The organism is Nocardia lijiangensis NBRC 108240, assembly GCF_001613045.1.
In the GTDB taxonomy this organism is placed as follows: Bacteria; Actinomycetota; Actinomycetes; order Mycobacteriales; family Mycobacteriaceae; genus Nocardia; species Nocardia lijiangensis.
This window is the reverse complement of record NZ_BDBP01000041.1, coordinates 34,164-59,129: the sequence shown is the minus strand read 5'-3', so window position 1 is coordinate 59,129 and position 24,966 is coordinate 34,164. Positions and strand designations below refer to the sequence as shown.

Below are 24,966 nucleotides of genomic sequence, written 5' to 3'. Positions count from 1 at the left end.
ACCGGTGCGCGAAGGGCGATTCGGCCACGCGCGGACGTCGCGGCCCGGAACATGAAGAAGTCGAACTCGTCGGCGTTGCGCGCAGATGCCGCGCAAATCTTAAGTGCTACGCTGCTGTCGCATTTCGATTCGTAAGCGAGCGGAGCTGGGCGTTAGGGAGAGATCCATGAGCGAGCAGGCTGTACCCACACCGTGGGAGACCAAGCGATTCGGTGAGTACGCTCTGCCGTTGCGTCGCGCGATCTGGAGGGGCCTGCAGGCCGCTCATCAGCGGGCGTTGGCCGCCCACAAGGGTTTAGGGCTGGCCAGCAACGACGGCTACGGCCTGATCTGGCTGGTCCAGCACGAAGAGTTGGGCTTCGCGGTCGAGGAAGTGATCCCCGACATGCGCCGGATCAAGCCGGCGCGAGCCCGCTACGAGCTGAACGTGGTGGGCGAGGCCAACATCATCCTGTACCCGTGGAAGTTCGCCGACGATGCCCACACCGCCGTGGCGATGGCGAAGATGACGATGTCGGAGTTGCGCAAGAATCTGCTGGCGCTCGCCGAGAAGACATCCGACCAGCTCACCATCGATCAGGCCCATCTCACCCAGGAAGAACTCGACGCCGAGGTCGAGGAATTGGACACCTTCCTCACCGACGCGGTGGAAGCGGGTCGGCTGGTCATCATCGCCTACGCCGCCAATCCGCACTCCGGTGTGTTGCGCGCCTACTGGGGCGAGGCGTCCCAGGCCGATGACCAAGGCCGGTTGAACTGGAGCGACATCGCGCAGATCCCCGCGCCCGCCGACACCGGCGGCGAGGAGGTCCCGCTGCGCCCCGCTGGTCCGATCCCGGTTCCCGACCCGAAGCCCGCTGCGGGCCCGCGCTTCGATCAGGCCCCCATGGCCGAGATCGCTCTCGCGCACCGCAATCCGTTGACCACACCGGACGGCGGACAACCGCCTACACCGCAACCCGAGACTGCGAGCGATGACTGAACGCCCACCTCTCAACCTGTTCTCCAGCGACACCACCGCGGCGATCTCGGCTTCCGACGTCGCGTTGGTGTTCGACCCGGCCCGGTTGACCCAGGCCCGCCAGCTCGCCGGCTTGACCAAGGCGGCCCTGGCCGCGCAGATCGGGGTCTCGGGTGCGGCAGTGAGCCAGTGGGAATCGCTGGCTTCACCACCGCGCCCGGACCATCTGAAGCGGGCGGCCGAGGTCCTCGACGTCCCCGTCGAATTCTTCGCCGCGGGACGGCCTTTCGCCCAGCTCGACGGCGCTGGCGCGCATTTCCGCAGCCTGCGCTCGACCAAAGCCGCCCAGCGCGCCAAGGCTGTCGCCTTCGCTCAGCAGGTGTGGGAGCTGACCTACGCGCTGGAGAAGCACGTCCAGTTCCCCGCGATCGACCTGCCCGGGTTCCTGCCCGACGACCCCACCCGACTCGGTGACACACCGGCCGAAGCCGCGCGGGCGTTGCGAGCGCACTGGGGCCTCGTACGCGGGCCGATCCCGCACCTGGTGCGCACCATGGAGACGCGAGGGATCGTCACCATCATGGTGGCCTTCGCCGACAAAGACACCCCCACCATCAACGCCTTCTCCACCTCCCGCATGCCGCGCCCGACGATCGTGCTCACCCCCGACCGCGGCGACGACGTGTACTGGCACCGGTTCACCGCAGCCCATGAACTCGGCCACCTCGTCCTGCACCGCAACGCCGCGCCCGGCGACGCCGAGCAAGAACGCGAGGCCGACGCCTTCGCCGCCGAATTCCTCACCCCCGCCGACCAGATCACCGACCGGCTCCCCCGCCGCTTCGACTTCAAAGCCCTCCAACAGCTCAGCTACGAATGGGGCGTGTCGATCAAATCGCTGGTCTACCGCTCCCGCGAAACCGGCGCCATCTCCGACGCCGTCGCCCGCCGCGCCTTCCAACGCCTCAACCACCTCTACGACATCGGCATGCTCGGCGCCGACCCCGTCACCCAATACCCCGGCGAAACCCCCACCCTGCTCGCCAAAGCCTTCGAACTCGCCGAAACCCACGGCACCCTCACCCTGACCAGCCTCGCCGCAGAACTACGCTGGCGCCCCAAACGCCTACGCCAACTCCTCGACCGATCCGACCAACGTCCCATCCTGCGACTGGTCACCGACACCGAAGCCGCCCCAGGGACAGGAGCCCCTGAACGCCAGGCGCAGTCGACGTCATCGGCAAGCCTGGAAGGGATAGCAGGCCCCCGCCGCGCCTAAGAGTCGACCGCGGGTCAGCGCTGAACACGACCGCGGCTGACTCTGCTCGCCAAGTTGGTTGGATTTCCGGCAGACCCCAGAGCGCCGATCGCCACCCCTGGGCGAGAGTGCCCCGAAATCACATACGCGCCGGGGGGCTTTCTCGGCCGCCCCCGAAGAGAGTGAACAGGACCACGGCCTCGATCGGAAACCCGAACACGCCCACGACAAGTTTCGGCTCTCGGCCCGCTTAGCGCCGGATTCCGTTCAGCTGCACCCCAACCCCCTACACCCGGCCGACCGCCGAGGAGGAGTTCGCGGCTGGGGCTGGTCTCGCAGTGGATCACTGAACTGACTCGCCCGGAATCGGGGGTTTCGTGTCAAGTTTCAGGGCCTCGGGCGGTCCCATACGGACGACCCGAGGCCCCTAGTACTCCAGCATCACTTCGTGATGTTGTTGGGTAGCATAGGGTTTCGTGCTGGTTGATGAGGATCTGGCTGCGTGGACGGCTGGGCTCGAGGAGTTGTTCGCGCGGGTCGCGGGGCGGTTTCATCGGGCGGAGCCGCGGTTGCGGGCGCGAGGGTATGTGCGGGGCCTGCTTGCGCCGCTGGCGGGGAAAAATGGCTGGACCTTGGCTGAAGCCGCGGGTGATCTGACACCGAACGGGATGCAGCGGCTGTTGAACAAGGCGGCGTGGGACGTCGACGGAGTCCGCGATGAGGTGCGCGCGTATGCGGTCGAGCATCTGGGCGACGTGGACGGTGTGCTGGTTGTCGACGAGACCGGATTCCTGAAGAAGGGTGTGAAATCGGCTGGGGTGCAACGACAATACTCAGGAACAGCCGGCCGGGTGGAGAACTGTCAGCTCGGCGTGTTCTGCGCGTACACGACCGTCAAGGGCCGCACCCTGATCGACCGGGAGTTGTATCTGCCGAAGTCGTGGGCCACCGATCGGGACCGCTGCCGGGAGGCCGGGGTGCCCGACGAGGTCGACTTTGCCACGAAACAGGTTCTGGCACAAAGGATGCTGGGCCGTGCGCTGGATGCGGGTGTACCCGCTCGCTGGGTAACCGCCGACGAGGCCTACGGCGGTGATTCGAAGTTCCGCAGATGGCTCGAACAACGGCGGATCGGGTATGTGGTGGCGGTACCCAGCAGTGCGCCGATCGTGTCCCTGTCCGGCAGCTGGCGCGCCGACCAGGTCGTCGCGGACGCACCGCCCGTCGCATGGAAGCGGCGCAGCTGCGGCGAAGGCGCGAAAGGCCCCCGACTGTTCGACTGGGCCGTGGCCACGCTGCCCACCGTCAGCGAAGCCGGCGCAGGGTGGCGGCGCTGGCTGCTCGCTCGCCGGTCGTTGACCCGCAACTCGAAGGGTGAACTCGAAATCGCGTGCTACCTGTGCGGCGCCCCGGTCGGCACCAGCGACGAGGATCTCATCCGGGTCGCTGGTGCCCGATGGTCGGTCGAGGACTGTTTCCAGACCGCGAAGACCGAGGTCGGGCTCGACCAGTACCAGGTCCGCCGCTACGACGCCTGGTACCGGCACATCACCCTCGCCCTGCTCGCCCACACCTACCTTGCGGTGACGGCCGCTGTTTCCCCAAAAGCGTTGGCAGCGGCCTCATTCCACTCACGCTCGGCGAGGTCAAGCGTCTCCTGGCACACCTGATCACCCCACTCCCGAACCCGGCCCTGGCGCGCCGCTGGTCGATGTGGCGACGACGACACCAACACCAGGCGAAACAAGCCCACTACCAGCGAAGAATGGCACTACATCACGAAGTGATGCTGGAGTACTAGTCGGCGCCTTGGGTTCCACGTGATCGTGGATTGAGTCCTCAACGTTCCGGGGCGAGCATCGGCAGCTGCTTTGTGTTTCGTGTGGTCGAGATCGGTGCGACGGCGATCCGGGCGCACTGATCGACGCCGTCGGCGAACCCCGGACCGGAAACCTGGAGTTCGCCCATGCCCTCATCACGTCCGACTGGCCGACCGCCAGGAACTCCGCGAGATCGGCCGGGAATGGGCGCACCGCATCGACATTCGCACGGCCAAGACCGATGATCAACCGGCCGACGCCCTGCTGATCCGCCCGGACGGCCACATCGCCTGGGCCGCGACGATCGGCGAACCGGCCGATACCGCCGCACCCACGCTGTGCGAAGCGCTGTCGCACTGGTTCGGCGCTGCGGCCGTCGCGTAATCTCGCGCGTCCCACCGCATGCGGCTCGACCAGTGACACGGTGCGCAGCACATGCATGAGGGCTGATTGTTGCAGATGTTCGTCGGCGAGGGGCCGGGGGAGGGCGGGGAAGCTGCGTGGGGTTCGGTGGTTGCCGTGCATGTCGCGAATGAAGTGCCGTTGCCGGCGATGCGCGTCGGCGCGCGTGATTGTCCGGATGTGGTGAGGGTGAGGTGGGACTAAAATTCCGGTGATGGAGCGACGTAGCGAGGCCGCGCGAAGTCGTGGCGGAGGTGATCGCCGGTCGCCGTTCGACCGGTTCGTCGAGCAGGCCGAGCTGCGAGTGAGTCAGGCTCCGTTCTTCTTCGTCTGTGCGGGGATCGTCGTGGCGTGGCTGATCAGCTTGCCATGGTGGACGGACCTCAAGACCTGGCAAGTTGCCATTCATACCGTTGCGAGCGTTTTCACGCTGCTGTTGGTGGTGCTGCTCGAGAACTCCAGTCGCCGTGCAAGCGAGGCCGCGCAAGAGAAACTCAATGTCATCGCCGAGGCGCTGGCGGCGCTGCTGGCGTCATCGGCGTTCAACGATTCCGAGCTTCGAACGGCCGCAGAGCGGCTGCGGGAAGCTGTTGGGCTCGAAGAGCGCCACTGAAATGTGGTTTGTACGGGGATTCACCGGCGGCGAAGTCCGCCGCCCAGTGATCGGGGCCCGATAGGCGGGGACCGGATCCGCTCTCACCGGCCACCTACACGGAGGCCCGGCTATGGTCATTACCGCAGCCTTACTGCGACGTGTCGGATGCGTACGGCCCGAACCGGACAGATCTGGAACGGACACACCCGCACAAGGTGGCTCAGCCGTCTGAGTTCGACGGTGTCGAAGATGAGTTGCCAGGCGGCGGCGCAGGGGCCGGGTTGTGATGTGGTGGCGGTGGTGGACCCACCAGGTGACGGTGCCGGAGTGGGCTGCTGAGACGCCGCAGGTGCTGGGGTTGGTGGGGTCGCGCCAGGTCGTGAGTGCTACGCGCTGGTTCAGAGAACGGGTGGCCGCCCGACGGCAGTTCGCGCCTGGGACCGTGGTCAAGATCGCGGCGGCCCGGAATGAGTCGGACGCCGCGCCGTGGCCCGCCTGATGAACGGGGTTTGTCTGGTCCCTCGGATTCGAGCAACGCGGCTGTAAACTCGCCTGCGTCTCTCGGGCGATCCTGGGAGATTTTCGTGGGACGCATCGACTGTCCCCGCGTCCTGCGGATCCGGAAGTACGGGTGTGGCGAGGCCGCGCTCGGTCTCGCCACACCCTTTTCGGGGTCGCTGCGGGGAGTAGTCGTTCCGCAACCTGCGCGAACGAAGCCGGCGGTGTGGCGGCTGTTATCGCTGGTCGGGGCTTGGCACGATGGTGGTTGTGGCCGATGCGAGCGCGCAGCTGACTTACGTGGTGGAGTTCTCGCTGCCCGGGCGCGTCGATCAGCGGTGGTGGCAGGTCGGCAATTCCGGCAGCGCTGCGCAGACCTCGGCGGCGCTCTCGGAGCTGGCCACCCGCATCTGCCGGGATCTGCTCGGCCCGCGAGCGGCCGCGCTGCATCGCGGCCGCTGTTGGTATCACTGCCTGGTGTGCTGGCCGGGTGGGGCGGTGCTCGACGAGGTCGAGGGCTCGGTGCAGGCGTGTCTGCTGGCCGCGGAGTTGTGGACGACCGCGGCCACGATCACCGCGGTGACGCGAACACCGCGGGCCGGTTGCTCCGACACGCCGGAAAGGTGATCCTCGACGTCGGCGGCTCCGAATCACTTATACGGCGCGATCGCATGTTCGCGCCGGTCTTGGATACGGTGTCGTCGAGGGGGATTCCACCTTCGGGCCCCTCGGCGACACACCACCCCAGCAGCCCTCTGAGCGCGTCGACCCCGACAGGCGGTCGTCCATCACGCTGATGCGCACCACGGGGCTGCGCAGCGGGTGGTCGGCTGGCGACAGGAAACGTCGAGGTGTGCGGGTAGGCACTTGTCATGTGATGTGCCGCTGTGGTTCACAGGGGCTGGGGTTCGGTGAGGGCTTGCTCGCGCAGCCTGGTCAGGGTGCGCGACAGGATTCGCGAGATTTGCATCTGGGACAGCCCGAGGCGTTGGGCGATCTGGTCTTGGGTCATCGACCTGTAGTACCGCCAGATCAAGATCTGGCGATCTCGTGCGGGCAGCGCCGCGATCAACGGCCGCACCGCCATCGCGTCTTCGAGCAGCTCGTAGCAGGGCTCCTCTCGACCCAACGAGTCGGTCAGCGTTGGGAGGCCCTCGAGGTCGTCCTCGCGCAGGGCCGCTTCCAGGGAGTTGGTGGTGTAGCAGTTGGAGGCGGTCATCGCCTTGGTGACCTCGGTCAGCTCGATGTCGAGTTCGGCGGCGAGTTCGCGTGCGGTGGGCAACCGTCCCAGCCGTTGGGCGAGGTTTTCGGTGGCCGGGCCGATCTTTGTGTGGGTTTCCTTGACGCCGCGTTCGACCTGCACCGCCCAGGCGCGGTCGCGGAAGTGGCGGCGGACCTCGCCGATGATCGTCGGCACCGCGAACGCCAGAAACGACGTGCCGCGGGTCGGGTCGAAGCGGTCCACGGCCTCCACCAGTCCCATCCGCGCGGTCTGGAGCAGATCCTCGAACGCCTCGCCTCGATGGGCGAAGCGGCGCGCGATGTGCTCGGCCAGCGGCAACCCGCAGGCCACTATCTGCTCGCGCAGCCGGGCCCGTTGCCGATCACCGGCACACAGGGCGGCGAGCCTGCCCAGCCACGGCTCGAGATGCTCGTATCCATCCGCGGCCGAAGGACCGTCAACGCAGACAGGTTCAAGGACAGCTGGTGATGTGGCCGTCGACTTGGTCATCAGGACCCCTTGGATGTCCTTGGACTCGAATAACCCGACCTGTGTGCACCGACCCGACGTAAAGGACGGTACGCCGTCGGCGCCGCCGCCGAAACGTGATCGCTACGCGCATCGAACAGGAGTCTTCGGTTCGGCCGGACTCAGGCTCGCCCACCATGCTGATGACCATGGGGATCCTCGACGAAGTCACGAGCCAGCAGCGGGAGGCAGTCACATCGGGGCTCCCTGCTGCGTGCAGTACCCATCAACCGTGGGCGCCCTCACCCCTCCGGCCGATTTGCCCACCCGCGAGATCTCCGAACGGCAGATACCTCCCGCCCGTGCCGACCAATGCGGTACGGGACCGAGCGAGGCCGCGGTGGAGCTGCTGGAAAGTGGGGGTGCGTTCCCGGTTCGGCCCCTTCGTCAGGGCGGGAACGTCAGCCGAAGTCCAGCCCGGCAACGCACCCGCTCCTCACATACCCGCTCTCGCGACGACGATGCCACCCGATCCGGTGACCCGACATCATTGATCAGTGGGCCGTGAGCCAAAGCTGGACCGGGGGTGAGCAGGTGGTCGAATCGGGTGCGGGTGTGCACCGAGCCGCCGCCGAAAATCGCGCAGGCAGCGACGAGTTTCTCGGCGAGGATGCGCAGCTTGGTGTTGGTCTGCTGCGAATGCCAAGCCAGCACGTTGGACGCCTGCTCGGCACTGGTCGCGTAGATCGGCATCGGCGCGCCCGTGGCCTGCTCGATCACCGCCCGGGCTTCGACCGGTTCAGGCAGGCCTCGTCCAGCGCGGCTTGGCGGCATGAACTTCACCTGGATGCCGGAACTGGAATGGAAACAGGGGCTTCCTGGCCACCACGTTGATGATGGTGGTCGCGGCGGTGATTCCGCTGGCCTACATCGAGCAGCAGGGCTGGCTACGTCGATCGCCCGACATCCAAACGGAGGCGTGTCATTTACCGAATTGAGAAGACCGGCCGAGCCGGCCCAGCTTCGCACCGACGCAACCAGCCGTGCCACGTGAGACGGCGAGCGTCCCCCCGGCGCAGTTGTGTGGACAGGCCCCACAACTGCGCCCAGGTCTCAGTGCGCGCACGCTCCCTCGATCATCGTGACCACGTTGGCGGGGCTGTCGACCTCGACGACCAGTCGTGCATAGCGCTCGTCGACCAGTTCGATCACCACGGCTTTATCCGGGTTGCGCACATCCCAGAACACACGTTCGCCGTCGATGTGGAAGGTTCCAGCGGTGATCACGCGGGGAAAGTGGGTGCCGGGCGCGCGGATGCCCTTGCGTTCCTTGACGATTCCCGGGTCGACGGTGGCGCCGCGTACATTTGCCAGCGGAATCACGAGGTGACTCTTCAACGCCCAGAGCTTGTCCAAGCCTTCCATGCGGACCACCAGATCCGTACCGTTGATGCTGACCTCGGCCACGTCATTCTCCTTTACTCATATTCACTGATCGGTCTGTGTTCGTCCGGTCAACTCACCGGCGGCACGGGCCACATCGTCACCAGCGCGTGCGCGCAAGCGAATACCTAGCAACGTCGCTGTCGACAACGTTCCGTTGCCGAGCGACGCGGTGATCGCATCGAGTTCCGCGAAGGCGCCAGTGACCTCGGCGGCGACTTCCGGGTCCGCAGCGCCTTGCTCGATCGCCGCCATCAACAGCAAGTCCAGACTGCCGATCCCCTCGGAAATCACTGCTGCGTAAAGCACTTCCAGTGGATCATCGGCGGCGGCGATTGCGTACAGGTTCTGTTTCCGAGTCGCTCGCAACGCCCGCAGATATAGCCCGCGCTTGCTGCCGAATGTTCGATACAGACTGTGACGGTGTACGCCGAGCTCGCCAACGAGGTCATCAATCGACACGGCGTCGAAACCGCGCCGGGCGAACAGCTTTGCCGCCGCCTCGACGACGGCAGCCTCATCGAATGTTCTCGGTCGTGCCATGCCGCCACGATACCCAGTTTGGGAACACTCAGTCAAGAACGTTCGTTTCCAAACTCCCGGACCTCCTCGAGTGGCGGGGTGGACGGTGGGCATGCCTCACGTCGCGCCGGCGCGGCGACCAATGAGCAGATGGGCGAAGCAGCAAGCCGGGCAGCGGAATACGCACCCGGAGGGTGATCGTGCGGGAAGCGCAAGGACGGGAAGGTGGGTTTGCCCGGAGGGGGACGAAGCAACGCCCACCTACGCGCCTCTGCGCCGGCAGATCGTGCAGAGCATCGGGCGGCACGGGCGGGATCGGGATCGAACCGCGGAACGAGGTGAACGGAGAGTGGAAGCCCCTGAATATCCCCGACCCTGGCCCAGACTCCAACGCGCTCGCCGATGCCGTGGCAACCGAACAACTGGCGGACCCGGCAGGAGCGGTGTGGGCTGCGGCGTAGGTCAGCGCGTTGGTGATGGTGCGCTGCGATCTCGGTGAAGTTATCGACCCCGAGATGAATCCGGGATGCCTCGAGTAGCATCGCGTAGGCAGTGGTCGTGGTTGAGCAGCCCCGCTCCGACCAGACACCCGAGACTGTTGGCGGCCGACAGTATTGCGCGATGCCGGGCACCGGTGTACGTGGGGTGAATCCGGTTGGACTGATTGAACAGAGCGGCGCGGACGTTGGGATGCGCGATCGACACCGTGCCTTCTCGCGGGCGGGTGGCGGCGGTGCCAGTGAGCTGGATTAGTCACTGCGGCAAAGTGATCGGGACTCGAACCATCGAGGATCTAGTAGGAGCCGTGGTCGAGTCGGGATCCAGCGGCGACGACGTATCCGCCTTCCCCACGGCTGTCGATGAGCCAGCCCAAGCGCGCGATCGCGGCGCACAACAGGGGGTTGACGGTGCGCGGGCAGTACAGATGCATCCCGCCCGAGAGTGTGACGACGGCGTAGGTGGGACGGGTCGCGGTTCTGTGACCTTGGACCAAGGCGGCGCGGACTTCGCCTCCGCCGTTCCCGTCGGGTGTGGGTGCATGGTCACAGGAGGAGGGGTCGAGGACGGCGAGTGCGCTGGAGCCGCAGGCAATGCCGACATTTGACCGAACTACCGGTCTGAGGACTCGGTTCGGATTCGCGGGATCGGTTGGTGGTCGGCGCCGATCGTCGTCGGTGGTGTGAAGTTGCATCGACGATGCGTGCAGACCATCGAGGTGGTCCGGTGCGCTGTCAGCCGCAGGCTTCTGAAAGATGAGGGTGGACTCGTAGTCTCGGTGGTGGAACTGAGTGGACGCGACACGCGCGTCGCCAGTGGGGGTGTTCATCGGCGGTGGTGGGAGAGTCGAAGGCATGAAACGTTCGCAGGCGCCTTCGACGGAAAGCCCGTTGATCGTCATGATGCTGGCGGGTGTCGGGTGCGCGATAGGTGTCGCCGTCGGGTTTGCGACTTCGGAGAAGCTCTTTCTCTCCCGGCCTGCGGCAATACCTTGGGTTGTTCTCATGGGCGCGAACGTGGCCGCATGGTTCATCTTCACCGTGCCAGCCATTCGGAGGTTCCGGGCCATCGAGGCCATCGCCGTTGGGCGTCTAACTCAGCTGGTCCTGACTTGGGTTGTTTTCGCAACCCTGGTCGTCGTCCCGATGCTACCTTCGGTCGCGGAGCGGATCTCAGGAGTCGAGCCGGCCCCTGGAGACTACCCACTGCTGTTTCTCGGGGGGCTGGTGGCCAGCGTACCTATGTTTGGGATCTGGCGAATCTACGCTGTTACCCGGCAACTTCGACCCAACGGAGGTAGCGGCGGCGATTCTCCCCTACACTCCGTGAGGCTCTATCTGACCTTGCGGGACGATCTTCAAGCCTTCCTTTGGATACTCGGCGTGGTCATCAGCCTTGGTACGTTGGCTCTAGGATTCGCCTTACAAGCCCTGATTCACGATTCCGATACAGACGATGCGCAAAGTCAAGTGAGTCAGGCGGTGTGGGTTTACGGGCTTTACTACACGGCTCTTCTCGCTCTCTCCTATGGGCCCGCGCACGTTGCGTTGCTGTCGGTTGGTCGATCCATTCGAGACACGATCGTCGGAGGCACGCCGATAGGTAAGGCCGAGGTCGAGGACTGGCTTCGGCGACGCCAGGAACTCGATGGACTGCTCCAACTCGGTCAGAATCCAGTGAGCAATATCAAGGCCGCGACACTAGTTGTGAGCCCACTACTCGGCATCCTTCTAGGCGCATTCGTAAAGCAGTGACGAATTCATCTCCGAGTTGGCGCGGGCGAGGGCCGTTGCTGTGAGGCATCGTGAGGCCTGGCGCCGCACAGCGCGCACCAGGCGACGTAGGGGCTGAGCCCGGGCGACGAGTTCAGCGCCCCGGCGGCGGCCAGACGCAGTCCATGCGGGTGCAAGTGCGGTCGGTGTCGAGGTAGGTAGTCCTCGCCGAGCCGGGCGAAACCGAGCATCCGCGACGCCGCCTCGCGCAGGTTGTCGTAGCGGGCCTTCCCGAACGGCACCCCGCCGAGGACCTCGAACGCGTGCGCATGACCTTCGAAGAACGCTTCCTGACCAGCAGAGAGGAAGCAACGGTGGACTGCCTTGCCCGAGAACGACATGCGCAGCGCATCCGCCGCGCTCGACCAAGCGGCCCAGGAAGCTCGCGATGCCATGGTGCAGGAGATCGGCCGCGCCCTGGGCCTGGTCGGCGATGAGAGCACCGAGCCCGAGCAAGTGATCGCCGAACTCACCGAACGCGCCAGCGCCTCGGACCGCAAGCTGCGCGACTACCGCATCAAAGACGCCATCGCCGCAGCCGCCGACACACACCACGGCGACCACAAGCTGCTCATTCCGTACCTGCGCGGTCTCGGTGCGCTCGATGAACTCGACCCCGACGCCACCGATTTCACCACTCGCGTCGACGGCCTGGTCGCCGAGGCGATCACCACGAACCCGAAACTCGCCAACACCCCGCCGGTCGAGCGGTCGGGTGGGGATTTCACCGCGGGCAACGCCACCCCACCCGCACGGCCGCCTGAGGACGACATCGAGGCCATCCGCCGCAAGGTCCGCGACTCGATCGCCGAATCCCGCACCTAAGTAGGAGGTCCTCGTGCACAACAGATTCCTCACCCCCGATGTCCTGGCCGGCGCAGCCTGGCCAACCTGTATGAGCTCACCGTCATGCTGCCGCTGGTCTACCGCGACGTCTCCACCTTCGGCTCGCAGAAGGTCGGCAACACCGTCAACGTCAAACGCCCGCCGCAAGCAGACCGCGGTGTACCAGCTGTCGTTTCGGTCGTTGTAGCGAGGCAGCCGCTAGCTAGTCGATCGTTGTGGGCAGTATCGGCGACATCGCTGCGCGTCATGCCGCCCCGATCGCCACCCCGGTGCGCGGTACTCAACCCGCGCGTGTCGTTGTCGACGGGTCAGCCGCCGCGACACTTGGGCAGCCAGGGCTTCTTGAGGCAAATTGTGTCTTCTTCGTTCGGATCGACGATCTTGATTTCGACAACGAGCGTTGTCGAGGCAGACAAACCATCGATGTCACTGACCTCCACGTCGAGTGTCCGCTCGACGACATCACCAACGACGCCGGTTATTCCGGTCCAGACAACCGTCGTTTGCTTCATACCTTGGTTGACGATGGTTCCCCCGTTCGCTGTCCACACGATCGATAAACCATCGTCACCGCGAAGCTCCTGTCCGACCACACCGTAGGGAATCGTGTAGGTGGCTCCGGTCGCGGGGCCTGCAACGACTAGGTTGCGTGGCCCAGCAATCCACACCTCTGGCTCTCTGCCTGCCAGATCGAATGTTCCTGCGGCGATCATGCCGATGCTCGACACTCGCACCCGGTTGTAGAGGGCTATAGCCTTCAGGCCGAGCGGCAGAAGCGCTTCGTCGATGAAGAAGTTCTCCGCTATTACGCAACCTGGCCCGCCGATATTCGGAGGACGACTGGTCCCGAATGTAGTTTCGAATATCCCGATGCTCCCCGGAATGGGGGCGACCAACGGCAGAAGTGCAACCACCAGTACGCTGGTAAGGACGTTGGCCCAAGTCTCGTGCGTGTCAAGTTCGGTGGCACTCGTACAACCGATTCCGAAACCCGCCACGGTGAGCGTATCGGTCACCGTGATCGTGAACGACACATCTGGCCATGGCCGATCGTCATACCCGCGGATTTTCGTGACAACTCGATCCGGAGCCATGAATTGCAGTTCGTATCCGGTGATATGTACGGAACCACCGGGATCCGGTGTCCCGTAGCTGTTGTAACGCTTCGGGTTTCGAGCGAATTCAGCGCTAACGAGCTGGCGAATGAATGATGGGTTCACCCAGATACCCAGGGTTTCATCGTCCAGCAGAATGTCGACCGACTCCAGCCCGCGCTGGCGCGCATCCTTCGCGGCATCCGTCGGTGGCGGTGTGGTCCAGACACCCACAGTTGTTGCGGACCGATCGCCGTGCTGTACGCAACCGAGTTGTATATCGGCTTGCGGATACTCTGCTGCGAGCGCCGACCGGATCCCGTCGATGAGCGGCTGCTCCAACCCTGCGGAGACGCAGCCCAGCGGCAACTGGTAAGGATTGCGCACCTGGAGCGCGAAATCGGGAAGCCAAGTCGCCGGCCGGGGCGGCAATGGTGGCAAATCGATTACTGGGCCATCCCGCAACCTACTAGCCACAGGCTCACGCACGTACTGAATGGAATCCTGGCCGGATTGGCCGCCGATCCTCTTGGCATCCGACTTGGACCTCGACTCGGACATACGGCCCCCTTGGGGTTGTACGCGCAAATCTTGGTTCGAGATCTTGATTTCAAGATCCCACCTCCTGGCGCGACGTGTCAATACCCCTGCTCAGCACCCCAGATCGACACAGCGTGACTGGAGATCTTCACCGAGATCAGACGATTGGAACACCTGCTCACCGCCGGTGGCGGTGAGCGGCCGGATGGCAACCTTTTGAAAGTAGGCACGGTCAGGCATTCGATGACGGCGTCGCCGACTCGCCGGGTGGGGAGGGCCTGGAGATCTCGGCATCGCCGTGCCCGCCCCGGTGCCGGGCACTAATTCAGCTGGCGCGGCCCTACCTCCGTTGCCGCCGCCACCCTCGTTACTGGTGGCAGGCTGCGGCAGGTCGAATGGAAGGGAGCTGTATATGGCGGTAGCTACGTCCTCGGCGGCGCCGCCGCCTCTCGGCCCAGCTGTAGAAGCCCGTGCGGTGGAGGTTCGCAAGCACGGGCTTTCGGAGATCGTGCGCCGCACCGCGGTGCGACGTTTCGCGCCCGGCTTCGCGGAACGCGATCCCGATGCGTATGTGGCGTCGCTGCTCATGCTCTCGACGATGAAACCGGAGGGGTATGCCGCGTGCTGCGAGGCGCTGGCAGCGCACGATGCCAGGCAGTTGCTACCTCGTATTGCCGCACCGACGCTGATCCTGGCGGGGGAGCACGACCAGGTGACCCCGCCGTCGCTCGTGCGGAAGATGGCCGCGCTGGTGCCGGACGCGAAGATGCGAGTTATCCAAGGCGCGGGGCATCTGGCCAGTGTCGAGAAGCCACTGACCTTCAACACATTGATCGCGACACATCTCGAGGATTACCGCCGAGAACAACCGGCGCCGTTCCGTCCAGCGGCACGACCATCTGGGCCCTCCGCGGGTACCGGGTCATGATTCTGACGGCAGTCGAGGAGAGGATGGGAATGCAGTGAGCACAGCCAACATCGACGCGACGATCGTGGCGATTGCCGCCGATCGAATCACCGACGCGCTGCGCACAGGGCAACCGGTCGAGCCGGTTCGCACCCTGCTCGGCGGCGGCGGTATCGCACTCGCCTACGCCGTACAGGAGGAACTGACCCGCCGCCGCCTCGCTACCGGCGCGGTGGTGGTCGGCCGCAAGATCGGCCTCACCTCACCCGCGGTGCAGCAGCAACTCGGTGTCGACCAGCCCGACTTCGGCGTCCTGTTCGCCGACATGGACGTCTCCGGTGTGGTCGAGGTGCCGTCGCGGCGGTTGCTGCAACCCAAAGCCGAGGCTGAAATCGCGTTCGTCCTGAAGCACGATCTGGCCGAAGGGGACCTCGACGACGCACAGATCCGTGCCGCCGTCGACTACGCCGTGGCCGCTCTGGAAATAGTCGACTCTCGCATCGCCGACTGGGACATCACCATTACCGACACTGTGGCCGACAACGCCTCCAGCGGGCTGTTCGTCCTAGCGGATGAGCAACTGACCCTGGCGGACTTCGAACCCGCCGAAGTGACGATGCGGATGTACGCCGACGACGTACTGGTATCCGAAGGAAACGGCGCGGCCTGCCTCGGCGACCCGCTCAACGCATTGGTCTGGCTGGCGCGCACGGCCAGGGAATTCGGAAATCCGCTGCAGGCCGGTCAGATCGTTTTGTCCGGAGCGCTGGGGCCGATGGCGCCCACGCCGCCCGGTACCCGCATTCGCGCCGAGATCGGCCCGTTGGGATCGGTTCTCGCCAACTTCTCCCCGAAGGAGGGGCAATGAGCACACCGGCTGCACAGAAGACGAAAGTCGCCATCATCGGGTCCGGCAATATCGGCACCGACCTGATGTTCAAGGTGCTGCGCCTGTCCGACAACCTGGAAGTGGGGGCGATGGTCGGCATCGATCCGGCCTCCGACGGGCTGGCGCGTGCCGCGCGGTTGAAGATTCCGGCCACCCACGAAGGAGTCGACGGGCTGATCGGGTTGCCGAACTTCGACGAGATCGACATCGTCTTCGACGCCACATCCGCCAAGGCACACATCGCGAACGCGAAAAAACTCGCACCGCACGGCAAGACGCTGATCGATCTGACCCCGGCCGCGATCGGACCGTTCGTGGTGCCGCCGGTCAATCTCGACGAGCATCTGGATGCCGGTGTCGACAATGTCAACATGGTGACCTGCGGCGGTCAGGCGACCATCCCGATGGTCGCCGCGGTGTCGGCGGTGACGCCGGTGCATTACGCGGAGATCATCGCATCGATCGCGTCCAAGTCGGCAGGTCCGGGAACCCGGGCGAATATCGACGAGTTCACCGAAACCACCTCGCACGCTATCGAATCCGTCGGTGGAGCGGCGCGAGGTAAGGCGATCATCATCCTGAACCCGGCCGAGCCGCCGCTGATCATGCGTGACACCGTGTTCTGCCTGATCGGCGATGCCGACCACGAGGCCATCCGCGCCTCGATCGTGCAGATGGCCGAGCGCGTCGCCCAGTACGTCCCGGGCTACCGGCTCAAGCAGGAGGTCCAGTTCACGCCGATCGCCGCCGGCGAGCCGGTCCACACGCTGGTGCCCGAGGGCGCGGGGCCGGTGACCACCCGGGTGTCGGTCTTTCTCGAGGTGGAGGGCGCCGCTCACTATCTGCCCGCATACGCAGGCAACCTCGACATCATGACCTCGGCGGCATTGCGTGTGGCCGAGTCGATCGCGCACCGGAAAACGTCTGCCGCGGAATCGGATTCGCGGCCCATTGCGGAGGCTGCCCGATGAACTCTCAGCTCTATATCCAGGACGTCACCCTGCGTGACGGTATGCACGCCATCCGTCATCGCATCGATCCGGTCGACGTCGGCCGCATTGTCGCTGCCCTCGACGTGGCAGGTGTCGATGCCATCGAGGTCGCCCACGGTGACGGCCTGGCAGGCAGTTCGGTGAACTATGGTCCCGGCAGCCACACCGACTGGGAATGGATCGAAGCCGCCGCCGCCAACATCGCCAACGCGGTGCTGACCACGCTGCTGCTGCCAGGGATCGGCACGATCGTGGAACTGAAACGCGCCTACGACCTGGGTGTCCGGTCGGTGCGGATCGCCACGCACTGCACCGAGGCTGACATCTCCGCTCAACACATCGCCACAGCCCGCGACCTCGGCATGGACGTGTCCGGGTTCCTGATGATGAGCCACATGGCCGAACCTCAGCAGCTTGCCGCCCAGGCGAAGCTGATGGAGTCGTACGGCGCGCACTGCGTATACGTCACCGACTCCGGTGGCCGGCTGACTATGAACGGCGTGCGCGATCGCGTCCGCGCCTACCGGGACGTGCTGGATTCGGCGACTCAGATCGGCGTCCACGCCCATGAGAATCTGTCCCTGTCGGTGGCCAACAGCGTGGTCGCAGTCGAGGGGGGCGTCACCCGCGTCGACGCTTCGCTGGCCGGTCAGGGTGCCGGCGCGGGCAACTGCCCGATCGAGCCGTTCATCGCCGTCGCCGATCTGCTCGGTTGGAAACACAACTGCGACCTGTTCGGCCTACAGGACGCGGCCGACGACCTGGTGCGCCCGCTGCGTGACCGGCCGGTGCAGGTCGATCGCGAAACGCTGACCCTCGGTTATGGCGGTGTCTACTCCTCGTTCCTGCGGCACGCCGAAATCGCCGCCGAGCGGTACGGTGTCGACGCCCGCACCCTCCTGTTGGAGGTCGGCCGCCGCGGCCTGGTCGGCGGCCAGGAGGACATGATCGTCGACATCGCCCTGGACATCGTCGGCGGGAAGACTACCGTGCCCGCGGTCTGACCCCGAACCGGCGATCGCCGATCGGCCTGCCTCGCATTCGACTTCGGTCCGTCGCAGCGAGGCAGGCCGTCGGTCTTTTCGTGGCTCGGTAAGCCATGCCGAATTGAGGCTTCGATGGCACTCGAGTGGTCGGTGAGCCAGGGCTGTCAGGCGGCGCGATCAGCGCACGGTCGGCCGGACGTGCTCGGCGTAACGTGTGCTGATATGGCGCACCCAACAGGGCCGGGTCCGCGATGAGATCACCGGAGCTGGCCGCGGAACTCCGAGGCGAGATTCCCGAACTGACGCGGCGGTTGATGGCGGCTGTTTTCACCGACAATCCCGAATGGACCGACTACTCGGCGGTAACGCGCGCGGATCTGCGGGATGGCTGCCAGCGGTTCCTCACCAGGGTTCTGGATTTGCTCGGTGGGCAGGCCGAGGGGCCGGAGCAGGACGACGTGGCTGCGTCGATCGGTGAGTTGCGTGCGAAGCAGGGGGTGCCGCTCGAGGCTATGCAGCGGACCTTCCGGCTCGGTGGGCGCATTGTGTGGGAGGCGCTGCTCGACATGGCCGGCGATGTGGCGCCCGCACAGTTCCGGGAGACGGGAACGGCCATCTGGGCGGTTATCGATGGTATGTCGTCGGCGCTGGTCACTTCCTACCGCAACACCGAGCTGGATCGGGTCCGGCGGGATGAACGGCGCCGACACGGTTTGATCGAGGATGTGCTGGCCGGGCGGGCGCACGATGCCTTGTTCGCGGCTCGAGCGGCTCGGGAGCTGAACCTGCCGGTGCACGGGGGCTATGCCGTGGTCGTGGTGCAGGGTGGGCCGCATCCGCTGCGCACAGGATCGGAAACGGCGTTGGCTTCCATGGGTATTCGCTCGTTGTGGCACGATCGGACGGATTCCACGGTCGGATTGGTCGCGCTGGAGCATCGATCGGTCGAACCGGTCCTGCAACGGCTGCGGCCGCAGGTGCGCGGGCGTGCGGCGGTCTCCGCTGCGGTTGCTGGGTTGGCTGAGATCGGTACCGCGCATGCACTGGCCCTGCTTGCGCTCGACACGGTGCCGGACGATGCCGTCGGCGTGCTTGTCTCGCTCGACGAACGGTATCCCGAAGTGCTGCTACTGCGGTCGCCCGACCTGACCGACCTCTTGGTGAGGCGCACCCTCGGACCGGTGCTCGATCTACCGGTCAAAGAGCGGGACATCCTCCTGCGCACCCTGGCGGTCTGGCTGGCCGAGAGCTGCTCGGCGGCCAATGCCGCGCCGCGACTGCACTGTCATCGGAACACCGTGCTCAACCGGCTACAGCGCATCACCACGCTGCTCGGCCGCCCGCTGGAGGGACAGCGTTCCTACCTGGAGTTCTCGCTTGCGCTGGCCGCTCTCGACCTCGGCGTCCAGGCCCGCGACTGACCCGCGCCAAATCCCCGATTCCCACTACCGAGATTGGGCGCAGCGCCCAGTCCGGGCCCCGGATGTCTGGACGGCGAGGTGATTGTTCGTGCATCGGGTAGCCACAACACTCGGTTGAACGACCCGCACCGCAACCAAGGTGGGGTGGTTTCATTCGAGGATTAGGAGCACCACGAGTGCCGGATTTCGATCTACTGGTGGTCGGCGGCGGCCCCGGCGGCTACGTCGCGGCTATCCGCGCGGCGCAGCGCGGGCTGCGGGTCGGCTGGTCGAGAAGGAGCGTCCGGGCGGGGTCTGTTTGAACTGGGGTTGCATTCCGACGAAGGCCATGCTGCGGTCCGCTGAGGTTTTTCAGATCATCAAGGGCGCGGCCGAATTCGGTGTTCACGCTGATAACGTGGGCTTCGATTTCGGCGCTGTGCGACAGCGCAAGGACGGCATCGTCAAGGAACTCACCGACGGTGTGGCCGGGCTGCTGAAGGCCAACGGTGTGACCGTGATCGAGGGGCACGCGCGGTTCACCGGCCCCACCACTGTCGAGGTGTTCGAGGCGGGACAGTCGCCAATCTTCCCCGGCGGGCCCCGTTACGCCGCCGCACCGACGGCCACCGCCATCCGCACGATCAGCGCGACCGACGTGATCGTCGCGACCGGCTCGGTGCCGGCGGCACTGCCGGTTCCGGGCGCGGATCTGCCCGGGGTGGTCACCTCGGACGGCGCGTTCGGACTGACCGAGGTGCCCGGGCGGTTGGTCGTCATCGGCGGTAGCGCGGTGGGTGCGGAATGGGCCAGCCTGTTCGCCACCTTCGGCAGTGCGGTCACGGTCGTCGAGATGCAGGATCGCCTGGTTCCGTTGGAGGACAAGGAGATCGGTGTCGCTCTGGGCCGTTCGTTCGGCAAGCGCGGCATCACCGTGCTGACCGGATCGACCGTCACAGGCATCGCGCAGGCGGATGGCGCGCTGCGGGTCGGCGTCGGCGGTCCGCAGGCGGGCGAACTCGACGCCGATGTGGTGCTCGTCGGCGTCGGCCGGCGCCCGAACACCGCCGATCTCGGTCTGAATGCCGCCGGAATCGGCACGGATGCAAGGGGTTTCATCTCCATCGATGAGAAGCTGCGCACCGGTGTGGAGCACGTGTACGCCATCGGTGATGTCACCGGCAAGGCGCTGCTCGCGCATGTTGCCTCGCATCAGGCATTGACGGCGGCCGATGTCATCGCCGGTCACGACGCCCACATCGACTACGCCGTGATCCCGGCGGCGACCTTCACCCATCCGGAGATCGCGTCCGTCGGCCTCACCGAGGACGCCGCCCGCGCCGCAGGCCACGAAGTGATCATCGCCAAGTTCCCGTTCGCGGCCCTGGGCCGGGCCAAGTCCTTCGGCGACACCGAGGGCTTCCTGAAGATCGTCGCGGGCGCGCGACACCAGGAGGTGCTCGGCGTGCACATCATCGGCCCGTCGGCCAGCGACCTGATCACCGAAGGCGTACTGGCCATTGCGCTCGAGGCCACCCTCGAAGAGCTCGCCGACACCATCCACGCCCACCCCACCCTCGGCGAGATCGGCATGGAAGCGGCCCTGACCGGGCTTGGCCTGCCGGTACACGTCGCGCCGCCCCGCAAGCGTTGAGGAGACCCCTCGTGACAACCAGCACCGCACCACGCAAACCCGCCAGCAAGATGACCCGCCGGACCAGCTCGGCCGCGGCCGACGGTTCCGCTGCGACTCCTGCGGGGGAGTCGATCGCATCCGTGGTAACCGGCCCGGTCGCAACTCGTATCGCCGCAGAGGACCCCGAGACGCTGCGTCGGCTCTACCGCGACATGCTGTTCATCCGGCGGTTCGAGGAACGCACGGCACAGAGCTACCAGCAGGCCAAGATCGGCGGATACTGCCACCTCAATCTGGGTGAGGAGGCGACGGTGGTCGGGTTGGGGGCGGCCATGCGTCCCACCGACTACCTGTTCACCAACTACAGAGAACATGGCTACGCACTGGCCAAGGGCATCGAACCCGGCCGGGTGATGGCGGGCTGTACGGCCGCTCCACCGGCACCTCCAAGGGCTGGGGCGGGTCGATGCACATGTACGACGTCGCGACGCGCCTGTTGGGCGGGTACGCCATCGTGGGCGGCCAGCTGCCGCTGGCGGTCGGCGCGGCACTGGCCATCGACTACCGCGGCGGCGATGACGTGGTGATCTGCCAGATGGGCGAGGGCACAACGAACATCGGCGCGTTCCACGAATCGCTGAACATCGCCGCGCTGTGGAACCTGCCGATCGTATTTCTGGTGATCAACAATCAGACCGGCATGGGCACCACGGTCGAGAAGTCCTCGGCCGAACCGGATCTGTGGAAGCGGGCGTCCTCCTACCGCATGCGCGGCGAGCGGGTCGACGGCACCGATGTGCTGGCCGTGCGAGATATGGCGAGCGAGCTGATCGAAACCGCTCGACGGGAAGGGAAACCGGCGCTGTTGGAGGCGGTCAGCTATCGACTCAAGGGCCACTCCGTGGTGGATCCGGCGAAATACCGCACCAGTGAGACTGTTTCGGTTGTCCGCGAGAACGATCCGGTTGTGCTCTGGCGTGCCGCCCTTGTCGAGGCCGGTGTGCTGACCGAAGATTCCGCCGCCGCGATGGAGCGAGAGATTTCCGCCGAGGTGGTGGCCGCGGTCGAATTCGCCGAGTCCAGTCCACATCCGGAACCGGCGAGCCTGTTCGACTTCAACTACGCCACGCCGGTGGCCGGTGACTCCCGCCGTCTGCCCGCCGACCCGCTCTTCACCCACTAAGGACATCATCGTGGCTGTCATGACCTACCGTGAAGCGCTGCGCGAAACCCTCCGCGAGGAGATGCGGCGCGACGACGACATCTTCCTGATCGGGGAAGAAATCGGCGTCTTCGAAGGCTCCTACAAGATCACCGCCGGCTTGCTCGCCGAATTCGGCGAGAAGCGCGTGCGCGACACTCCCATCGCCGAAGAGGGTTTCGTCGGTGCGGCCATCGGCGCGGCCATGCTGGGCCTGCGTCCGGTGGTCGAGATCATGACGATCAACTTCTCGCTGCTGGCACTGGACCAGATCGTCAATCACGCCGCCAAGATCTACGGCATGTTCGGCGGGCAGACCAGCGTACCCATGGTCATCCGCACACCCGGCGGCGGCGGCCAGCAGCTGGGTGCGACGCATTCGCAGAACATCGAGCTGTACTACGCATTCGTACCCGGCCTGAAGGTGGTCGCCCCCAGCACACCCGCCGATGCGCGAGCGCTGCTGAAGGCCGCGATCGATGACGACGACCCGGTCCTGTTCCTGGAGAACCTCGCCTTGTACAACACCAAAGGTGAGGTGCCCGAGGATCTTCCGCCCGCCGAGATCGGCAAGGCGGCGATCACCCGCATCGGCAGCGACATCACACTGATCGGCTACTCGCGCATGGCTACGGTAGCCACCCAGGTGGCGGAACGACTTGCGGGAGAGGGAATTTCCGCCGAGGTGATCGACCTGCGCAGCCTTCGTCCGCTGGACCGCGACACCCTGATCGCCTCGGTGCGCAAGACCGGCTGTGCGGTGATCGGCGAGGACGACTGGCTCACCTACGGCATCGGCGCAGAAGTCGCGGCCTCCATCTCCGACGGAGCGTTCGACTACCTCGACGCCCCCGTGCGCCGCGTGGCCATGGCCGAGGTGCCGCTGCCGTATGCCAAGCCGCTCGAACAGCTGGCCCTGCCATCCGCCGACTCGCTCTACACCGCCGCCGTGGAAACCCTCGCGGCCGTCGGCCGTCGGCGCTGAGAACCGGGAAGAACAACAACAATGCCTGAAATCACCATGCCCCGGCTCTCCGACACGATGGAGGACGGCGTCGTCTCCGCCTGGCTCAAACAGGTCGGCGACCCCGTCACCCGCGGTGAAGTGCTCGCCGAGATCGAGACCGACAAGGCGCTCATGGAACTCGAGGCCTACGACGACGGCGTGCTCGAGCAGATCCTCGCCGCGGAGGGCACACGCGTCCCGATCGGCGAGCCGATCGCCATCGTCGGCGACGGCAGCGGCGCCTCGTCGGCAGCCGCCAACACATCCGCACAGCCCGCTGCCTCGAACACCGCCACTCCGACCCCCGGAAGCGCTCCCGCCATTGCGGCAGAGAATTCCGGCACGTCGGCGGCTCCCGCGCGCGCCGGTGGCTCAGCCGCCGTCGAAGCTGGCGTGCGAAAGAAGTCCTCGCCGCTGGCTCGCAAGATCGCGGGGGAGCTCGGCGTCGACCTGGCCGCCGTCGTCGGCACCGGCCCTGGCGGTCGTGTGACCAAGCAAGACGTCGAATCCGCCCATGCCGCAACCCAAATCGCTTCCACGCCCGCCGCCGAACGCACCGCGGCCGTCGCGATGGTAGCCGAATCTGCGGTTCCCGCAGCGGTCTCGGGCGACTACGACGAGATCCCGCTGACCAACATTCAGCGGGTCTCGGCCACCAGACTCGCCGAGAGCAAGCAGCAGGCACCGCACATCTACCTGACCAGCGCCATCGACGTCACCGACCTGTTCGGCTTCCGCGCAAAGATCAACGCCACGCTCGCCGAATCCGGCGTCGGCAAGGTCAGTGTCAACGATCTGCTGGTCAAAGCGGTTGCCGTGGCGCTGCGGGCGAACCCGACGGTAAACGTCTCCTTCGCCGACGACAAACTACTGCAGCACAAGGGCATTCATCTCGGTGTCGCGGTCGCGACACCGGCCGGGCTGCTGGTTCCGGTGATTCGGGACGCCGACCACAAGAGCGTCTCCGCCATCGCCGCCGAAAGCCGCGACAAGGCCGAACGCGCCCGTGACCGCAAACTGCGTCCCGACGAGATGGGTGGGGGCACCTTCACCATCTCCAACCTGGGTATGTTCGGCATCGAACACTTCACGGCCGTGATCAACCCCCCGGAAGCGGCCATCCTCGCCGTTGGCGCGGCCACCGATGAGCTGCGACTGGAGGACGGGCAGGTGGTGAGCCGGAGAATCCTTCGCCTAACCATGTCCGCAGATCACCGCGCCATCGACGGGGCAGTCGCCGCACACTTCCTGGCGCAGTTGAAGGATTTGCTGGAGCATCCTTTGCGGATCGTCGCATAGCGCTGGGGGAGCGGATGCCGCTGGTGCGGCGAGTCGCTTCCCCGAACACGTCGTGGAAGCTATCCGCGAATGATCACGGACGAGGCCAATGCTCGGCTCCCCGCCCGATAAAATTGTTCTTTCCGGCACAGTACGCCTCGGTGAAATCGGTCGACGAGAATTATTGGGATCGTCAGCGGGGTGTTCCTGCAAGAAATCGCCAACACGAATTCGTTGCCACCGCCTGGAAACTGAGGCGCGGCGTCGTATACGGCCCGGAGTGCCGGAGTCGTACTGGCGTCGTGTGTCCGGACAAGACTGGCTATCGACAGCTGCGCGGAAAACCGGAGTGCTCGCCGCCGGAATCGAATGGTGTCGGGCTCGTCATGAGTTCCGCGACTACGCTGATTCGCTTCGGCGTTCTCCGTCGATGATGGCGACTGTTCCGAGGATGTGTTGGCGCATGGCCTCGCGGGCGAGGTTCTCGTCGCGGTCCCGGATGGCTGCCGCGATTGCTTCGTGGTCGCATTGGCGTTGGGGAATCGCGTCGGAGAGCGGATTGCTGATACCAGCGGTGTTGATGAGGAAGTCGGATAGGTCCCACATACGCTGGCTGGCTTCCTCCATGATGCGAGAGTTGGCCATTGCATGGATCGCGGCATGGAACTTGGTTCTACAGGTCATCTTCGACGTCACTTACAGGTGGATCTGAATGTCACGGGTGATCCGAAG

General features: G+C 65.7%; 26 protein-coding genes and 1 pseudogene. 19 read left to right on the top strand and 8 right to left on the bottom strand.

What is annotated here, in order from left to right; translation table 11 throughout:
* Positions 1 to 166 precede the first annotated feature (166 nt).
* The 6 genes and pseudogenes from NL1_RS16625 (at position 167) to NL1_RS16595 (ending at position 6,161) form a co-directional block, all read left to right on the top strand.
* Positions 167 to 982 (top strand): hypothetical protein, encoded by an 816-nt coding sequence (locus NL1_RS16625; RefSeq protein ID WP_067840375.1) that lies wholly within the window; start codon positions 167 to 169, stop codon positions 980 to 982.
* Positions 975 to 2,240: an XRE family transcriptional regulator gene (locus tag NL1_RS16620; protein ID WP_067840374.1), complete on the top strand. Its 1,266-nt coding sequence runs from the start codon at positions 975 to 977 to the stop codon at positions 2,238 to 2,240. The genes NL1_RS16625 and NL1_RS16620 overlap by 8 nt, the downstream gene beginning before the upstream one ends.
* Positions 2,241 to 2,713: 473 nt before the next feature.
* Positions 2,714 to 4,020: pseudogene (locus NL1_RS16615) on the top strand (IS701 family transposase).
* Between the two features lie 94 nt (positions 4,021 to 4,114).
* Positions 4,115 to 4,423: an aromatic-ring hydroxylase C-terminal domain-containing protein gene (locus NL1_RS16610; protein WP_067840370.1), complete on the top strand. Its 309-nt coding sequence runs from the start codon at positions 4,115 to 4,117 to the stop codon at positions 4,421 to 4,423.
* A gap of 232 nt (positions 4,424 to 4,655) precedes the next feature.
* Positions 4,656 to 5,054 (top strand): low affinity iron permease family protein, encoded by a 399-nt coding sequence (locus tag NL1_RS16605; protein WP_067840368.1) that lies wholly within the window; start codon positions 4,656 to 4,658, stop codon positions 5,052 to 5,054.
* A 750-nt stretch (positions 5,055 to 5,804) separates the two neighbouring features.
* Entirely contained in the window at positions 5,805 to 6,161 is a 357-nt protein-coding gene (locus NL1_RS16595; RefSeq protein WP_156094884.1) for a hypothetical protein, read from the top strand.
* Between the two features lie 265 nt (positions 6,162 to 6,426).
* On the opposite strand, the gene NL1_RS16590 is transcribed toward NL1_RS16595, so the two are convergent.
* From NL1_RS16590 to NL1_RS16570, 5 genes are all read right to left on the bottom strand, one after another.
* Positions 6,427 to 7,266 (bottom strand): RNA polymerase sigma factor SigF, encoded by an 840-nt coding sequence (locus NL1_RS16590; RefSeq protein WP_067840363.1) that lies wholly within the window; start codon positions 7,264 to 7,266, stop codon positions 6,427 to 6,429.
* A gap of 405 nt (positions 7,267 to 7,671) precedes the next feature.
* Entirely contained in the window at positions 7,672 to 8,058 is a 387-nt protein-coding gene (locus tag NL1_RS16585; protein ID WP_084510670.1) for an ANTAR domain-containing protein, read from the bottom strand.
* Between the two features lie 279 nt (positions 8,059 to 8,337).
* Positions 8,338 to 8,691 (bottom strand): hypothetical protein, encoded by a 354-nt coding sequence (locus NL1_RS16580; RefSeq protein WP_067840360.1) that lies wholly within the window; start codon positions 8,689 to 8,691, stop codon positions 8,338 to 8,340.
* Positions 8,692 to 8,712: 21 nt separating this feature from the next.
* Positions 8,713 to 9,210, bottom strand: coding sequence for a TetR/AcrR family transcriptional regulator (locus NL1_RS16575; protein WP_067840358.1), 498 nt, complete (start codon positions 9,208 to 9,210; stop codon positions 8,713 to 8,715).
* A gap of 772 nt (positions 9,211 to 9,982) precedes the next feature.
* Complete coding sequence (locus NL1_RS16570) at positions 9,983 to 10,738, bottom strand: bifunctional DNA primase/polymerase (RefSeq protein ID WP_162272742.1); 756 nt, start codon at positions 10,736 to 10,738, stop codon at positions 9,983 to 9,985.
* Positions 10,739 to 11,012: 274 nt separating this feature from the next.
* Between NL1_RS16570 and NL1_RS36590 the strand changes: the two genes are divergently transcribed.
* Positions 11,013 to 11,441 (top strand): hypothetical protein, encoded by a 429-nt coding sequence (locus tag NL1_RS36590; RefSeq protein ID WP_084510661.1) that lies wholly within the window; start codon positions 11,013 to 11,015, stop codon positions 11,439 to 11,441.
* Between the two features lie 5 nt (positions 11,442 to 11,446).
* Here NL1_RS36590 and NL1_RS40030 read toward each other — a convergent pair whose 3' ends face one another.
* The gene (locus NL1_RS40030) at positions 11,447 to 11,800 is read right to left on the bottom strand and encodes a hypothetical protein (protein ID WP_067840354.1); all 354 of its coding nucleotides are present in this window, start codon (positions 11,798 to 11,800) and stop codon (positions 11,447 to 11,449) included.
* On the opposite strand from NL1_RS40030, the gene NL1_RS16555 reads away from it, so the two are divergent.
* Complete coding sequence (locus NL1_RS16555) at positions 11,784 to 12,284, top strand: hypothetical protein (protein ID WP_162272738.1); 501 nt, start codon at positions 11,784 to 11,786, stop codon at positions 12,282 to 12,284. The two genes, NL1_RS40030 and NL1_RS16555, sit on opposite strands and share 17 nt — an antisense overlap.
* A 329-nt stretch (positions 12,285 to 12,613) precedes the next feature.
* Here NL1_RS16555 and NL1_RS16550 read toward each other — a convergent pair whose 3' ends face one another.
* Positions 12,614 to 13,960: a hypothetical protein gene (locus tag NL1_RS16550; protein ID WP_067840351.1), complete on the bottom strand. Its 1,347-nt coding sequence runs from the start codon at positions 13,958 to 13,960 to the stop codon at positions 12,614 to 12,616.
* 277 nt (positions 13,961 to 14,237) lie between these two features.
* Between NL1_RS16550 and NL1_RS16545 the strand changes: the two genes are divergently transcribed.
* The 11 genes from NL1_RS16545 to NL1_RS16505 all read left to right on the top strand — a co-directional run bounded on the left by NL1_RS16545 (position 14,238) and on the right by NL1_RS16505 (position 24,255).
* Entirely contained in the window at positions 14,238 to 14,867 is a 630-nt protein-coding gene (locus tag NL1_RS16545; RefSeq protein WP_339379953.1) for an alpha/beta fold hydrolase, read from the top strand.
* A 34-nt stretch (positions 14,868 to 14,901) separates the two neighbouring features.
* Positions 14,902 to 15,714, top strand: coding sequence for a 2-keto-4-pentenoate hydratase (locus tag NL1_RS16540; protein ID WP_067840347.1), 813 nt, complete (start codon positions 14,902 to 14,904; stop codon positions 15,712 to 15,714).
* Entirely contained in the window at positions 15,711 to 16,706 is a 996-nt protein-coding gene (locus NL1_RS16535) for an acetaldehyde dehydrogenase (acetylating) (protein WP_067840346.1), read from the top strand. The genes NL1_RS16540 and NL1_RS16535 overlap by 4 nt, the downstream gene beginning before the upstream one ends.
* The gene (gene dmpG / locus NL1_RS16530; protein WP_067840343.1) at positions 16,703 to 17,731 is read left to right on the top strand and encodes a 4-hydroxy-2-oxovalerate aldolase; all 1,029 of its coding nucleotides are present in this window, start codon (positions 16,703 to 16,705) and stop codon (positions 17,729 to 17,731) included. Before NL1_RS16535 ends, dmpG begins: the two co-directional genes overlap by 4 nt.
* A 233-nt stretch (positions 17,732 to 17,964) precedes the next feature.
* A complete protein-coding gene (locus NL1_RS16525) occupies positions 17,965 to 19,134 on the top strand; it encodes a PucR family transcriptional regulator (RefSeq protein WP_067840342.1) in 1,170 nt (389 codons plus the stop codon).
* Between the two features lie 176 nt (positions 19,135 to 19,310).
* Entirely contained in the window at positions 19,311 to 19,436 is a 126-nt protein-coding gene (locus NL1_RS40230; RefSeq protein ID WP_373862562.1) for an FAD-dependent oxidoreductase, read from the top strand.
* The gene (gene lpdA / locus NL1_RS16520) at positions 19,433 to 20,767 is read left to right on the top strand and encodes a dihydrolipoyl dehydrogenase (protein WP_373862561.1); all 1,335 of its coding nucleotides are present in this window, start codon (positions 19,433 to 19,435) and stop codon (positions 20,765 to 20,767) included. Before NL1_RS40230 ends, lpdA begins: the two co-directional genes overlap by 4 nt.
* A gap of 11 nt (positions 20,768 to 20,778) precedes the next feature.
* On the top strand, positions 20,779 to 21,336 hold the full coding sequence (locus NL1_RS39520; protein WP_245673311.1) for a thiamine pyrophosphate-dependent enzyme: 558 nt from the start codon (positions 20,779 to 20,781) through the stop codon (positions 21,334 to 21,336).
* The gene (locus tag NL1_RS39515; RefSeq protein ID WP_245673320.1) at positions 21,222 to 21,932 is read left to right on the top strand and encodes a thiamine pyrophosphate-dependent enzyme; all 711 of its coding nucleotides are present in this window, start codon (positions 21,222 to 21,224) and stop codon (positions 21,930 to 21,932) included. Before NL1_RS39520 ends, NL1_RS39515 begins: the two co-directional genes overlap by 115 nt.
* A 19-nt stretch (positions 21,933 to 21,951) precedes the next feature.
* On the top strand, positions 21,952 to 22,935 hold the full coding sequence (locus NL1_RS16510; protein WP_218024429.1) for an alpha-ketoacid dehydrogenase subunit beta: 984 nt from the start codon (positions 21,952 to 21,954) through the stop codon (positions 22,933 to 22,935).
* Positions 22,936 to 22,956: 21 nt separating this feature from the next.
* Positions 22,957 to 24,255: a dihydrolipoamide acetyltransferase family protein gene (locus NL1_RS16505; RefSeq protein WP_174553423.1), complete on the top strand. Its 1,299-nt coding sequence runs from the start codon at positions 22,957 to 22,959 to the stop codon at positions 24,253 to 24,255.
* 378 nt (positions 24,256 to 24,633) lie between these two features.
* Here the strand turns inward: NL1_RS16505 and NL1_RS16500 are convergent, their stop codons facing one another.
* Positions 24,634 to 24,918 carry an FCD domain-containing protein gene (locus tag NL1_RS16500; RefSeq protein WP_084510668.1) on the bottom strand — a complete coding sequence of 95 codons (285 nt, stop codon included), beginning with the start codon at positions 24,916 to 24,918 and terminating at the stop codon, positions 24,634 to 24,636.
* Positions 24,919 to 24,966 lie beyond the last annotated feature (48 nt).